Raw genomic sequence first — 12,050 nt, 5'->3', positions numbered from 1 at the left:
ACGAGGACTGAGAAATGGGAATCCGCAAGTACAAGCCGACTACGCCGGGCCGCCGTGGCTCCTCCGTAGCCGACTTCGTCGAGATCACGCGGTCCACGCCGGAGAAGTCGCTGGTCCGCCCGCTGCACAGCAAGGGCGGCCGTAACAACACCGGTCGTGTGACCGTCCGTCACCAGGGCGGTGGCCACAAGCGTGCCTACCGTCTGATCGACTTCCGTCGCCACGACAAGGACGGCGTGCCGGCCAAGGTCGCTCACATCGAGTACGACCCGAACCGCACCGCGCGCATCGCGCTGCTCCACTACGCGGACGGCGAGAAGCGCTACATCATCGCCCCGAAGAACCTGTCGCAGGGTGACCGGGTCGAGAACGGCCCCGGCGCCGACATCAAGCCCGGCAACAACCTGGCCCTCCGCAACATCCCGGTCGGTACCACGATCCACGCGATCGAGCTCCGTCCCGGCGGTGGCGCCAAGTTCGCCCGTTCCGCGGGTGCCTCCGTGCAGCTGCTGGCGAAGGAGGGCACGATGGCCCACCTTCGTATGCCGTCCGGTGAGATCCGTCTGGTCGACGTCCGCTGCCGCGCCACTGTTGGCGAGGTCGGCAACGCCGAGCAGTCGAACATCAACTGGGGCAAGGCCGGCCGCAAGCGCTGGCTGGGCGTTCGCCCGACCGTTCGCGGTGTGGCGATGAACCCGGTCGACCACCCGCACGGTGGTGGTGAGGGCAAGACCTCCGGTGGTCGCCACCCGGTCTCCCCGTGGGGTCAGAAGGAGGGTCGTACTCGCTCGCCGAAGAAGGCTTCGAGCAAGTACATCGTCCGCCGCCGCAAGACGAACAAGAAGCGCTAGGAGCGGGTTTAGATGCCGCGCAGTCTCAAGAAGGGGCCCTTCGTCGACGACCACCTCGTAAAGAAGGTGGACGCCCAGAACGAAGCCGGCACCAAGAACGTCATCAAGACCTGGTCCCGTCGCTCGATGATCATCCCGGCCATGCTCGGCCACACGATCGCGGTGCACAACGGCAAGACCCACATTCCGGTGTTTGTCACCGAGTCGATGGTCGGCCACAAGCTCGGCGAGTTCTCGCCGACGCGCACCTTCCGGGGTCACGTGAAGGACGACCGGAAGTCGAAGCGCCGCTAGTAGCGGGGTGGAATGACCATGACAGACACTGGAAGGACAACCATGGAAGCCAGGGCCCAGGCGCGGTACATCCGCGTTACGCCCATGAAGGCCCGCCGTGTGGTGGACCTTATCCGTGGCATGGATGCCACGGAGGCTCAGGCGGTCCTGCGTTTCGCCCCGCAGGCCGCGAGCGTGCCGGTCGGCAAGGTGCTGGACAGCGCCATCGCCAACGCCGCGCACAACTACGACCACAGTGACGCCTCTTCGCTGTACATCAGCGAGGCGTTCGTGGATGAGGGCCCGACCCTGAAGCGGTTCCGTCCGCGTGCTCAGGGCCGCGCCTACCGGATCCGTAAGCGGACCAGCCACATCACCGTGGTCGTCAGCAGCAAGGAAGGAACCCGGTAATGGGCCAGAAGGTTAACCCGCATGGGTTCCGGCTCGGCATCACCACGGACTTCAAGTCCCGCTGGTACGCCGACAAGCTGTACAAGGACTACGTCAAGGAAGACGTCGCCATCCGTCGGATGATGACGTCCGGCATGGAGCGCGCCGGCATCTCGAAGGTCGAGATCGAGCGCACCCGTGACCGCGTGCGGGTGGACATCCACACCGCTCGTCCCGGCATCGTCATCGGCCGCCGTGGCGCCGAGGCCGACCGCATCCGCGGCGACCTCGAGAAGCTCACGGGCAAGCAGGTCCAGCTGAACATCCTCGAGGTCAAGAACCCCGAGATGGACGCTCAGCTGGTCGCCCAGGCCGTTGCCGAGCAGCTCTCCTCCCGCGTCTCCTTCCGTCGCGCCATGCGTAAGAGCATGCAGGGCACGATGAAGGCCGGCGCCAAGGGCATCAAGATCCAGTGCGGTGGCCGTCTCGGCGGCGCCGAGATGTCCCGCTCGGAGTTCTACCGCGAGGGCCGTGTGCCCCTGCACACGCTCCGCGCGAACGTCGACTACGGCTTCTTCGAGGCCAAGACCACCTTCGGTCGCATCGGCGTGAAGGTCTGGATCTACAAGGGCGACGTCAAGAACATCGCCGAGGTCCGCGCCGAGAACGCTGCGGCCCGTGCGGGTAACCGCCCGGCCCGTGGTGCAGGCGCTGGCGACCGTCCCGCCGGCCGTGGTGGCCGCGGTGGCGAGCGTGGCGGCCGCGGCCGCAAGCCGCAGCAGCAGTCCGCGCCGGCTGCCGAGGCCCCCAAGGCCGACGCTCCCGCCGCCGCTGCCGCTCCGGCTGAGAGCACCGGAACGGAGGCCTGACCGAAATGCTGATCCCCCGTAGGGTCAAGCACCGCAAGCAGCACCACCCGAAGCGCAGCGGTATGTCCAAGGGTGGTACGCAGGTTGCGTTCGGCGAGTACGGCATTCAGGCCCTCACTCCGGCGTACGTGACCAACCGCCAGATCGAGGCGGCCCGTATCGCGATGACCCGCCACATCAAGCGTGGCGGCAAGGTCTGGATCAACATCTACCCGGACCGCCCGCTGACCAAGAAGCCTGCCGAGACCCGCATGGGTTCCGGTAAGGGTTCGCCGGAGTGGTGGATCGCGAACGTCAAGCCCGGTCGGGTGATGTTCGAGCTGTCCTACCCGAACGAGAAGATCGCGCGTGAGGCCCTGACTCGTGCCGCCCACAAGCTGCCGATGAAGTGCAAGATCGTCAAGCGCGAGGCAGGTGAGCTGTGATGTCGGCCGGTACCAAGGCGTCCGAGCTGCGCGAGCTGGGCAACGAGGAGCTTCTCAACAAGCTCCGCGAGGCCAAGGAAGAGCTGTTCAACCTCCGCTTCCAGGCGGCGACGGGCCAGCTCGAGAACCACGGTCGGCTCAAGTCCGTCCGTAAGGACATCGCCCGGATCTACACCCTGATGCGTGAGCGCGAGCTGGGCATCGAGACGGTGGAGAACGCCTGATGAGCGAGAACAATGTGACTGAGCAGAAGACCGAGCGCAACGCCCGCAAGGTCCGTGAGGGCCTGGTCGTCAGCGACAAGATGGACAAGACCGTCGTCGTCGCCGTTGAGGACCGCGTCAAGCACGCGCTGTACGGCAAGGTCATCCGCCGTACCAACAAGCTCAAGGCTCACGACGAGCAGAACGCTGCCGGCGTCGGCGACCGCGTCCTCCTGATGGAGACCCGGAAGCTGTCCGCCTCGAAGCACTGGCGCGTCGTCGAGATCCTCGAGAAGGCCAAGTAATTACTCGAGGGGTTTCCCTCGGGTCAGTTCCGCCAGGCTCGGCGAGGGGTTCCGGTGACGGACCCCTCGCCGGGAACCGGCAGACAAACAGGAGATAGACGTGATCCAGCAGGAGTCGCGACTGCGTGTCGCCGACAACACTGGTGCCAAGGAGATCCTTTGCATCCGTGTTCTCGGTGGTTCCGGTCGCCGCTACGCGGGCATCGGTGACGTCATCGTCGCCACCGTCAAGGACGCGATCCCCGGTGGCAACGTGAAGAAGGGTGACGTCGTCAAGGCGGTCATCGTTCGCACCGTCAAGGAGCGCCGCCGCCAGGACGGCTCGTACATCCGCTTCGACGAGAACGCCGCTGTCATTCTGAAGAACGACGGCGACCCTCGCGGCACCCGTATCTTCGGCCCGGTGGGCCGTGAGCTGCGCGAGAAGAAGTTCATGAAGATCATCTCGCTCGCGCCGGAGGTGCTGTAAGCATGAAGATCAAGAAGGGCGACCTGGTCCAGGTCATCACCGGTAAGGACAAGGGCAAGCAGGGCAAGGTCATCGCGGCCTTCCCCCGCGAGGACCGTGTCCTGGTCGAGGGTGTCAACCGGGTCAAGAAGCACACCAAGGCCGGCCCGTCGCAGGCCGGTGGCATCGTCACGACCGAGGCGCCGGTCCACGTGAGCAACGTTCAGCTCGTCGTGGAGAAGGACGGCAAGAAGGTCGTCACGCGTGTCGGTTACCGCTTCGACGACGAGGGCAACAAGATCCGCGTTGCCAAGCGGACGGGTGAGGACATCTGATGGCTACCACCACGACTCCGCGTCTCAAGACGAAGTACCGCGAGGAGATCGCGGGCAAGCTGCGTGAGGAGTTCTCGTACGAGAACGTCATGCAGGTTCCCGGCCTCGTCAAGATCGTGGTCAACATGGGTGTGGGCGACGCCGCCCGCGACTCCAAGCTGATCGAGGGCGCCATCCGCGACCTCACCACGATCACCGGTCAGAAGCCGGCCGTCACCAAGGCCCGCAAGTCCATCGCGCAGTTCAAGCTGCGTGAGGGACAGCCGATCGGTGCCCACGTCACCCTCCGTGGCGACCGCATGTGGGAGTTCCTGGACCGCACCCTGTCGCTCGCGCTCCCGCGCATCCGCGACTTCCGTGGTCTGTCCCCCAAGCAGTTCGACGGGCGTGGCAACTACACCTTCGGTCTCACGGAGCAGGTCATGTTCCACGAGATCGACCAGGACAAGATCGACCGTGTCCGGGGTATGGACATCACCGTGGTCACCACGGCGACCAACGACGCTGAGGGCCGTGCCCTTCTCCGTCACCTCGGCTTCCCGTTCAAGGAGGCGTAAGCGAGATGGCGAAGAAGGCTCTCATCGCGAAGGCTGCCCGCAAGCCCAAGTTCGGTGTGCGTGCGTACACGCGCTGCCAGCGCTGCGGTCGTCCCCACTCCGTGTACCGCAAGTTCGGCCTGTGCCGCGTGTGCCTTCGTGAGATGGCTCACCGTGGCGAGCTGCCGGGCGTGACCAAGAGCTCCTGGTAATCCCCGTACTTCAGGGGTAACCGGAGTCTCTCGGTAAGCAGAGGGTTGCAGAGGCCCACCTCTCCATGGCTTAGGCTAGGAGGGTTGGGCGTCTGCGCCCGTACGACTTACTACGCCGTAGGTCCCCGCGCCGCACCCGTCCCGCCCCTGTGTGGGGAGAGGGATGGCGCATACAGGAAACCCCGGCGAGAGAGGCCGAAGGCCAATTCATGACCATGACTGATCCGATCGCGGACATGCTGACTCGTCTGCGTAACGCGAACTCGGCATACCACGACTCCGTGACGATGCCGCACAGCAAGATCAAGTCTCACATCGCGGAAATCCTCCAGCAGGAGGGCTTCATCACGGGCTGGAAGGTCGAGGACGCCGAAGTCGGCAAGAACCTCGTCCTGGAGCTCAAGTTCGGTCCGAACCGTGAGCGCTCCATCGCGGGCATCAAGCGGATCTCGAAGCCGGGCCTCCGGGTTTACGCGAAGTCCACCAACCTGCCGAAGGTTCTCGGTGGCCTGGGCGTGGCGATCATCTCCACGTCCCACGGTCTCCTGACCGGCCAGCAGGCAGGCAAGAAGGGCGTAGGTGGGGAAGTCCTCGCCTACGTCTGGTAGTCGGGAACGGAGGAATAGCTAATGTCGCGTATTGGCAAGCTGCCTATCCAGGTTCCCGCCGGTGTGGACGTCACCATCGATGGCCGCACGGTCACGGTCAAGGGTTCCAAGGGCACCCTGAGCCACACCGTCGCCGCGCCGATCGAGATCGTTAAGGGTGAGGACGGCGTTCTCAACGTCACCCGCCCGAACGACGAGCGTCAGAACAAGGCCCTCCACGGCCTGTCCCGCACGCTGGTGGCCAACATGATCACCGGTGTGACCCAGGGATACATCAAGGCGCTCGAGATCAGCGGTGTCGGTTACCGCGTCGCCGCGAAGGGCTCCGGTCTGGAGTTCCAGCTCGGCTACAGCCACCCGATCATGGTCGAGGCGCCCGAGGGCATCTCGTTCAAGGTCGAGTCGCCGACCAAGTTCTCGGTCGAGGGCATCGACAAGCAGAAGGTCGGCGAGGTCGCCGCCAACATCCGCAAGCTTCGCAAGCCCGACCCCTACAAGGCCAAGGGCGTGAAGTATGCGGGTGAGGTCATCCGCCGCAAGGTCGGAAAGGCTGGTAAGTAAGCCATGGCATACGGTGTGAAGATCGCCAAGGGCGACGCCTACAAGGGCGCCGCCAAGAAGCGCCGCCACATCCGCATCCGCAAGAACGTGTCGGGTACGGCGGAGCGTCCGCGCCTCGTCGTGACGCGTTCCAACCGCGGTATCACCGCTCAGGTCATCGACGACCTCAAGGGTCACACCCTTGCGTCGGCGTCGACCCTGGACGCGTCGATCCGTGGCGGCGAGGGTGACAAGTCCGCGCAGGCCAAGCAGGTCGGTTCCCTGGTCGCCGAGCGCGCCAAGGCCGCCGGTGTCGAGGCTGTCGTGTTCGACCGTGGTGGCAACAGGTACGCCGGGCGCATTGCCGCTCTGGCTGACGCCGCCCGCGAAGCCGGGCTGAAGTTCTAAGCCCCGGTTCCGGGACTAACGGACGTAACAGAGAGAGGTAATCCAATGGCTGGACCCCAGCGCCGCGGAAGCGGTGCCGGTGGCGGCGAGCGGCGGGACCGGAAGGGCCGCGACGGTGGCGCTGCCGCCGAGAAGACCGCGTACGTTGAGCGCGTTGTCGCGATCAACCGCGTCGCCAAGGTTGTCAAGGGTGGTCGCCGCTTCAGCTTCACCGCGCTGGTCGTGGTGGGCGACGGTGACGGCACCGTAGGTGTCGGTTACGGCAAGGCCAAGGAAGTTCCCGCGGCCATCGCCAAGGGTGTCGAGGAAGCCAAGAAGAACTTCTTCAAGGTTCCGCGCATCCAGGGCACCATCCCTCACCCGATCCAGGGCGAGAAGGCCGCGGGCGTCGTCCTGCTCAAGCCGGCTTCCCCCGGTACCGGTGTTATCGCCGGTGGCCCGGTGCGTGCCGTGCTCGAGTGCGCCGGCGTTCACGACATCCTGTCGAAGTCGCTCGGCTCCGACAACGCGATCAACATCGTGCACGCGACCGTGGCGGCCCTCAAGGGCCTGCAGCGTCCCGAGGAGATCGCGGCTCGCCGTGGTCTGCCCCTCGAGGACGTCGCTCCCGCGGCTCTTCTCCGTGCGCGTGCTGGGGCGGGTGCGTAATGGCTCGCCTCAAGGTCACGCAGACGAAGTCGTACATCGGCAGCAAGCAGAACCACCGCGACACCCTGCGTTCGCTCGGGCTCAAGCGCCTCGGCGACGTGGTTGTCAAGGAGGACCGCCCCGAGTTCCGCGGCATGGTGCACACCGTCCGCCACCTCGTGACGGTTGAGGAGGTTGACTGACATGGCGGAGAACAACCCGCTGAAGGCCCACAACCTCCGGCCTGCCCCGGGCGCCAAGACCGCCAAGACCCGTGTGGGTCGTGGTGAGGCGTCCAAGGGTAAGACCGCTGGTCGTGGTACCAAGGGCACGAAGGCCCGTTACCAGGTTCCGCAGCGCTTCGAGGGTGGGCAGATGCCCCTCCACATGCGCCTGCCGAAGCTGAAGGGCTTCAAGAACCCCTTCCGCACCGAGTACCAGGTCGTGAACCTGGACAAGCTCGGCGCTCTCTACCCCGAGGGTGGAGAGGTCACGGTGGCCGACCTGGTCGCCAAGGGCGCGGTGCGCAAGAACAGCCTCGTCAAGGTGCTCGGCACCGGTGAGGTCTCCGTGGCGCTGCAGGTGACGGTCGACGCCGTCTCCGGCTCCGCCAAGGAGAAGATCGCCGCCGCCGGCGGCACCGTCACCGAGCTCGTCTGAGACGACTCGATGGCCTGAACATCCGACCGGGGATGCCTCCCAAAAGGGGCATCCCCGGTTGGTCGTTCCTAGGGGGGCATGGTCGCCGGTAAGGTGGCGTGCACTGTCTAGGCTCCGTGCGGTATGCCCGCACGGTTTTCGTGACCGTTACCTATTCGTCGAACCTCAAGACCGTCACCTCATGCGCATGGCGCGGGGGTCGCAGGAGGCACCGTGCTCACCGCGTTCGCCCGGGCGTTCAAGACGCCCGACCTGCGCAAGAAGCTGCTCTTCACGCTCGGCATCATCGTGCTGTACCGGCTCGGGGCGCACATCCCCGTACCCGGCGTCAGCTACGAGGCCGTCCAGCAGTGTGTCGATCAGGCCAGCCAGGGCAACAACTCTCTGTTCGGCCTGGTGAACATGTTCAGTGGCGGGGCGCTGCTGCAGATCACCATCTTCGCGCTCGGCATCATGCCGTACATCACGGCGAGCATCATCCTGCAGCTGCTGACCGTCGTGATCCCGCGCCTGGAGGCCCTCAAGAAGGAGGGGCAGTCCGGCACCGCCAAGATCACGCAGTACACGCGCTATCTGACGATCGCTCTCGCCATCCTCCAGGGCACCGGTCTCGTGGCGACCGCCCGCACCGGCGCTCTCTTCAGCGGCTGCACGGTGGCCAACCAGGTCGTCCCCGACCAGTCCATCTTCGTGACCGTCACCATGGTCATCACGATGACCGCGGGCACCGCCGTCGTCATGTGGCTCGGTGAGCTCGTCACCGACCGCGGCATCGGCAACGGCATGTCGATCCTGATGTTCATCTCGATCGCCGCCGGCTTCCCGGGCGCGCTGTGGGCCATCAAGGAGAGCGGCAAGCTCGCCAAGGGCTGGATCGAGTTCGGCACCGTCATCCTGATCGGCTTCGTGATGGTGGCGCTCGTCGTCTTCGTCGAGCAGGCCCAGCGCAGGATCCCGGTGCAGTACGCGAAGCGGATGATCGGCCGCAGGTCGTACGGCGGAACGTCCACATACATCCCGCTCAAGGTGAACCAGGCGGGTGTGATTCCCGTCATCTTCGCCTCGTCGCTGCTCTACATCCCGGCCTTGATCGCCCAGTTCTCCAGCTCCACCGCCGGGTGGAAGACCTGGATCGAAGCCCACTTCGTCAAGGGTGACCACCCCTACTACATCGCTACGTACTTCCTCCTGATCGTGTTCTTCGCCTTCTTCTACGTGGCGATCTCGTTCAACCCCGAGGAAGTCGCGGACAACATGAAGAAGTATGGTGGCTTCATCCCGGGTATCCGGGCTGGTCGACCTACTGCCGAGTATCTGAGCTACGTGCTCAACCGGATCACTTGGCCGGGCTCGCTGTATCTGGGTCTGATCGCTCTTGTGCCGACAATGGCGTTGGCAGGCTTCGGTGGCGCCAATGCCAACTTCCCCTTCGGTGGGACGAGCATCCTCATCATCGTGGGTGTGGGGCTGGAGACCGTGAAGCAGATCGAGAGCCAGCTCCAGCAGCGCAATTACGAAGGGTTCCTCCGCTGATGCGAATCGTCCTCGTCGGACCGCCCGGGGCCGGCAAGGGTACGCAGGCCGCGTTCCTTGCCAAGAACCTGGACATCCCGCACATCTCCACGGGTGACCTGTTCCGCGCCAACATCAGTCAGGGCACGGAGCTGGGCGTGAAGGCCAAGGCGTTCATGGACGCCGGCGACCTCGTGCCCGACGAGGTGACCATCGGGATGGCCAAGGACCGCATGGAGCAGTCGGACGCCGCGAACGGCTTCCTGCTCGACGGCTTCCCGCGCAACGTGGCTCAGGCCGAGGCGCTGGACGTGGTTCTGAAGGCCGAGGACATGCAGCTCGACGCGGTCCTGGACCTGGAGGTCCCCGAGGACGAGGTCGTGAAGCGGATCGCGGGGCGCCGCATCTGCCGCAACGACAGCGCGCACGTCTTCCACGTCGTGTACACCCCGCCGAAGGCCGAGGGCGTGTGCGACGTGTGCGGCGGCGAGCTCTACCAGCGTGACGACGACTCCGAGGCGACGGTCCGCCGGCGCCTGGAGGTCTACCACACCCAGACCGAGCCGATCATCGACTACTACCGGGCGCAGAACCTGGTCGTGACGATCTCGGCGCTCGGCAAGGTGGACGAGGTCACGGGCCGCGCGATGGCGGCCCTGAAGAAGAACTGACCTCGGTCGACCCCGGTTCGTGCGATACGGCCGCGGTGCCCCTCAGGGGCGCCGCGGCCGTATCGTTGTTCTGTCGTCCCGTAACCGATGGAAAGGCCCCCGCCACGATGGTGCAGATCAAGACCCCCGAGCAGATCGCGAAGATGCGCGAGGCGGGGCTGGTCGTCGCCGCCATCCATGCGGCGACCCGTGAGGCGGCCGTGCCGGGCGCCACGACGAAGGACCTGGACGAGGTCGCCCGCAAGGTGATCGCGGACCACGGGGCCAAGTCGAACTTCCTCGGGTACGGCGGCTTCCCCGCGACGATCTGCACCTCGGTGAACGAGGTCGTCGTCCACGGCATCCCCGACGAGAAGACCGTCCTGAAGGACGGGGACATCATCTCGATCGACTGCGGCGCCATCATCGACGGCTGGCACGGGGACGCGGCGTACACGGCCTTCGTGGGCTCGGGGCACGCCCCGGAGCTGATCGAGCTCTCCCGGGTCACCGAGGAGTCGATGTGGGCCGGCATCGCCGCCATGCGCAACGGCAACCGGCTGGTGGACATCTCGCGCGCGATCGAGACGTACATCCGCCGCCAGCCGAAGCCGGGCGGCGGCAAGTACGGCATCGTCGAGGACTACGGCGGCCACGGCATCGGCACCGAGATGCACATGGACCCGCACCTGCTGAACTACGTCTCCCGCAAGCGGGGCAAGGGCCCGAAGCTGGTCCCCGGCTTCTGCCTGGCGATCGAGCCGATGGTCTCCCTGGGCACGCCCCGGACGGAGGTCCTGGCCGACGACTGGACGGTCATCACGACGGACGGCACATGGTCCTCCCACTGGGAGCACTCGGTCGCCCTCACGGAGGCCGGCCCGCTCGTCCTGACGGCCCCCGACGGCGGCAAGGCGAAGCTGGCCGAGCTGGGCGTGACGGCGGCGCCGGACCCCCTGGCGTAGCCGCCCCGACGCCGGGGGGACGGACTGCGGCGTGGCTCCTTGCGTAAGGATCTTGCCGGGTGGGCAAACTTCCCGGATTCGTCTTTTCCAGGTGCCTGACGTAGACTGATGCGTCGGCTCTCGTGTACCCGTGTGTCCTCACCCGGATCGAGAGTCGATCAAGGTAGCCGATTCGAAAGGCGAAGCGTGGCCAAGAAGCAAGGTGCCATCGAAATCGAGGGCACCGTGATCGAGTCCCTCCCGAACGCCATGTTCAAGGTGGAGCTCCAGAACGGTCACAAAGTCCTCGCGCACATCTCCGGCAAGATGCGGATGCACTACATCCGAATCCTTCCGGACGACCGGGTCGTCGTGGAGCTCTCTCCGTACGACCTGACGCGTGGCCGGATCGTCTACCGGTACAAGTAGATCTTGCCCGCATCCCGCATCTTCCGGTGCGCGGGTGGTGGCACTGACCCGGAGAACCTCACATCCCATGAAGGTCAAGCCGAGCGTCAAGAAGATCTGCGACAAGTGCAAGGTGATCCGCCGTCACGGCCGGGTCATGGTCATCTGCGACAACCTGCGCCACAAGCAGCGCCAGGGCTGACGCACGCCGACCGACCTGCACCTCCGCAGTTCTTCGCGCGACGCAAGCAACGTACATACGCAAGGCCCGCCCAGCCCGTAAGGGTCGGCGGCACCTCCGGCGGGGGCCGGGGACCCGGACGTACCACCTCTCGAATCCGAGGGGTCGGCGGTCGGGAGCGGCTTTGCGGAAGACCCCCGAACACACAGGAGCCATTGCATGGCACGCGTTTCCGGTGTTGACATCCCGCGCGAAAAGCGTGTGGAGATCGCACTCACCTACGTCTTCGGTATCGGGCGCACCCGGTCCAAGGAGATCCTCGCCTCCACCGGCGTGAACCCGAACACCCGCGTTCGTGACCTGGCCGAAGAGGACCTGGTCAAGATCCGCGAGTACGTGGACGCCAACCTCCAGACCGAGGGTGACCTCCGCCGCGAGATCCAGGCCGACATCCGCCGCAAGGTCGAGATCGGCTGCTACCAGGGTCTGCGTCACCGTCGTGGCCTTCCGGTCCACGGCCAGCGCACCAGCACGAACGCCCGTACCCGCAAGGGCCCGCGTCGCGCCATCGCCGGTAAGAAGAAGCCGGGCAAGAAGTAGTCCTCAGCGGACGCTTGACCACACGGTCTTCGCTGTAGGACCGACCACCTCCCGTAGGAGATATA

The 12,050-nt window shown here is 65.7% G+C and carries 23 protein-coding genes; all 23 read left to right on the top strand.

All coding sequences use genetic code 11. The features are described 5' to 3' along the window. Nucleotides 1-14: 14 nt before the first annotated feature. The 23 genes from rplB to rpsM all read left to right on the top strand — a co-directional run bounded on the left by rplB (nucleotide 15) and on the right by rpsM (nucleotide 11,985). On the top strand, nucleotides 15-851 hold the full coding sequence (rplB, locus tag ACZ68P_RS16170) for a 50S ribosomal protein L2 (protein WP_158989422.1): 837 nt from the start codon (nucleotides 15-17) through the stop codon (nucleotides 849-851). A gap of 12 nt (nucleotides 852-863) precedes the next feature. Continuing rightward, entirely contained in the window at nucleotides 864-1,145 is a 282-nt protein-coding gene (gene rpsS, locus ACZ68P_RS16165) for a 30S ribosomal protein S19 (protein ID WP_019888752.1), read from the top strand. 42 nt (nucleotides 1,146-1,187) lie between these two features. Further along, nucleotides 1,188-1,535 (top strand): 50S ribosomal protein L22, encoded by a 348-nt coding sequence (gene rplV, locus ACZ68P_RS16160; RefSeq protein WP_041662774.1) that lies wholly within the window; start codon nucleotides 1,188-1,190, stop codon nucleotides 1,533-1,535. Next, complete coding sequence (gene rpsC / locus ACZ68P_RS16155) at nucleotides 1,535-2,383, top strand: 30S ribosomal protein S3 (RefSeq protein ID WP_017239578.1); 849 nt, start codon at nucleotides 1,535-1,537, stop codon at nucleotides 2,381-2,383. The genes rplV and rpsC overlap by 1 nt, the downstream gene beginning before the upstream one ends. Before the next feature lie 5 nt (nucleotides 2,384-2,388). Further along, a complete protein-coding gene (gene rplP, locus ACZ68P_RS16150; RefSeq protein WP_015035580.1) occupies nucleotides 2,389-2,808 on the top strand; it encodes a 50S ribosomal protein L16 in 420 nt (139 codons plus the stop codon). Beyond that, on the top strand, nucleotides 2,808-3,032 hold the full coding sequence (gene rpmC / locus ACZ68P_RS16145; RefSeq protein ID WP_017239580.1) for a 50S ribosomal protein L29: 225 nt from the start codon (nucleotides 2,808-2,810) through the stop codon (nucleotides 3,030-3,032). Before rplP ends, rpmC begins: the two co-directional genes overlap by 1 nt. Next, entirely contained in the window at nucleotides 3,032-3,316 is a 285-nt protein-coding gene (gene rpsQ, locus ACZ68P_RS16140) for a 30S ribosomal protein S17 (RefSeq protein WP_158989424.1), read from the top strand. Before rpmC ends, rpsQ begins: the two co-directional genes overlap by 1 nt. 100 nt (nucleotides 3,317-3,416) lie before the next feature. Further along, a complete protein-coding gene (gene rplN, locus ACZ68P_RS16135) occupies nucleotides 3,417-3,785 on the top strand; it encodes a 50S ribosomal protein L14 (RefSeq protein ID WP_003956455.1) in 369 nt (122 codons plus the stop codon). Nucleotides 3,786-3,787: 2 nt separating this feature from the next. Then, nucleotides 3,788-4,099, top strand: coding sequence for a 50S ribosomal protein L24 (rplX, locus tag ACZ68P_RS16130; protein WP_137993932.1), 312 nt, complete (start codon nucleotides 3,788-3,790; stop codon nucleotides 4,097-4,099). Continuing rightward, nucleotides 4,099-4,656: a 50S ribosomal protein L5 gene (rplE, locus tag ACZ68P_RS16125; RefSeq protein WP_019329632.1), complete on the top strand. Its 558-nt coding sequence runs from the start codon at nucleotides 4,099-4,101 to the stop codon at nucleotides 4,654-4,656. Before rplX ends, rplE begins: the two co-directional genes overlap by 1 nt. Nucleotides 4,657-4,661: 5 nt before the next feature. Further along, complete coding sequence (locus ACZ68P_RS16120; RefSeq protein ID WP_003956452.1) at nucleotides 4,662-4,847, top strand: type Z 30S ribosomal protein S14; 186 nt, start codon at nucleotides 4,662-4,664, stop codon at nucleotides 4,845-4,847. A 209-nt stretch (nucleotides 4,848-5,056) separates the two neighbouring features. Further along, nucleotides 5,057-5,455, top strand: a complete 399-nt coding sequence (rpsH, locus tag ACZ68P_RS16115) for a 30S ribosomal protein S8 (RefSeq protein WP_015035585.1) — start codon at nucleotides 5,057-5,059, stop codon at nucleotides 5,453-5,455. Nucleotides 5,456-5,476: 21 nt separating this feature from the next. Next, on the top strand, nucleotides 5,477-6,016 hold the full coding sequence (gene rplF / locus ACZ68P_RS16110) for a 50S ribosomal protein L6 (RefSeq protein WP_365718481.1): 540 nt from the start codon (nucleotides 5,477-5,479) through the stop codon (nucleotides 6,014-6,016). 3 nt (nucleotides 6,017-6,019) lie between these two features. Beyond that, nucleotides 6,020-6,403 (top strand): 50S ribosomal protein L18, encoded by a 384-nt coding sequence (gene rplR / locus ACZ68P_RS16105; RefSeq protein WP_056651228.1) that lies wholly within the window; start codon nucleotides 6,020-6,022, stop codon nucleotides 6,401-6,403. 45 nt (nucleotides 6,404-6,448) lie between these two features. Then, the gene (rpsE, locus tag ACZ68P_RS16100; protein WP_017239585.1) at nucleotides 6,449-7,051 is read left to right on the top strand and encodes a 30S ribosomal protein S5; all 603 of its coding nucleotides are present in this window, start codon (nucleotides 6,449-6,451) and stop codon (nucleotides 7,049-7,051) included. After that, entirely contained in the window at nucleotides 7,051-7,233 is a 183-nt protein-coding gene (gene rpmD, locus ACZ68P_RS16095; protein WP_041130781.1) for a 50S ribosomal protein L30, read from the top strand. Before rpsE ends, rpmD begins: the two co-directional genes overlap by 1 nt. Before the next feature lies 1 nt (nucleotide 7,234). Further along, nucleotides 7,235-7,690 (top strand): 50S ribosomal protein L15, encoded by a 456-nt coding sequence (gene rplO / locus ACZ68P_RS16090; protein ID WP_158989434.1) that lies wholly within the window; start codon nucleotides 7,235-7,237, stop codon nucleotides 7,688-7,690. A gap of 213 nt (nucleotides 7,691-7,903) precedes the next feature. Further along, nucleotides 7,904-9,223 carry a preprotein translocase subunit SecY gene (gene secY / locus ACZ68P_RS16085; RefSeq protein WP_471006502.1) on the top strand — a complete coding sequence of 440 codons (1,320 nt, stop codon included), beginning with the start codon at nucleotides 7,904-7,906 and terminating at the stop codon, nucleotides 9,221-9,223. Next, nucleotides 9,223-9,873 carry an adenylate kinase gene (locus ACZ68P_RS16080; RefSeq protein WP_471006500.1) on the top strand — a complete coding sequence of 217 codons (651 nt, stop codon included), beginning with the start codon at nucleotides 9,223-9,225 and terminating at the stop codon, nucleotides 9,871-9,873. Before secY ends, ACZ68P_RS16080 begins: the two co-directional genes overlap by 1 nt. A 107-nt stretch (nucleotides 9,874-9,980) precedes the next feature. Beyond that, nucleotides 9,981-10,817, top strand: a complete 837-nt coding sequence (gene map / locus ACZ68P_RS16075; protein WP_365718489.1) for a type I methionyl aminopeptidase — start codon at nucleotides 9,981-9,983, stop codon at nucleotides 10,815-10,817. A 186-nt stretch (nucleotides 10,818-11,003) separates the two neighbouring features. Next, a complete protein-coding gene (infA, locus tag ACZ68P_RS16070; RefSeq protein WP_003956442.1) occupies nucleotides 11,004-11,225 on the top strand; it encodes a translation initiation factor IF-1 in 222 nt (73 codons plus the stop codon). A 67-nt stretch (nucleotides 11,226-11,292) separates the two neighbouring features. Continuing rightward, complete coding sequence (gene rpmJ / locus ACZ68P_RS16065) at nucleotides 11,293-11,406, top strand: 50S ribosomal protein L36 (protein ID WP_003956441.1); 114 nt, start codon at nucleotides 11,293-11,295, stop codon at nucleotides 11,404-11,406. Between the two features lie 198 nt (nucleotides 11,407-11,604). Then, nucleotides 11,605-11,985 (top strand): 30S ribosomal protein S13, encoded by a 381-nt coding sequence (gene rpsM / locus ACZ68P_RS16060; RefSeq protein ID WP_365718491.1) that lies wholly within the window; start codon nucleotides 11,605-11,607, stop codon nucleotides 11,983-11,985. Nucleotides 11,986-12,050 lie beyond the last annotated feature (65 nt).

Source organism: Streptomyces sp. NPDC036822 (assembly GCF_055609145.1).
Note: the sequence above shows the minus strand (reverse complement) of the source record. Positions and strands in the feature narration are given on the sequence as shown.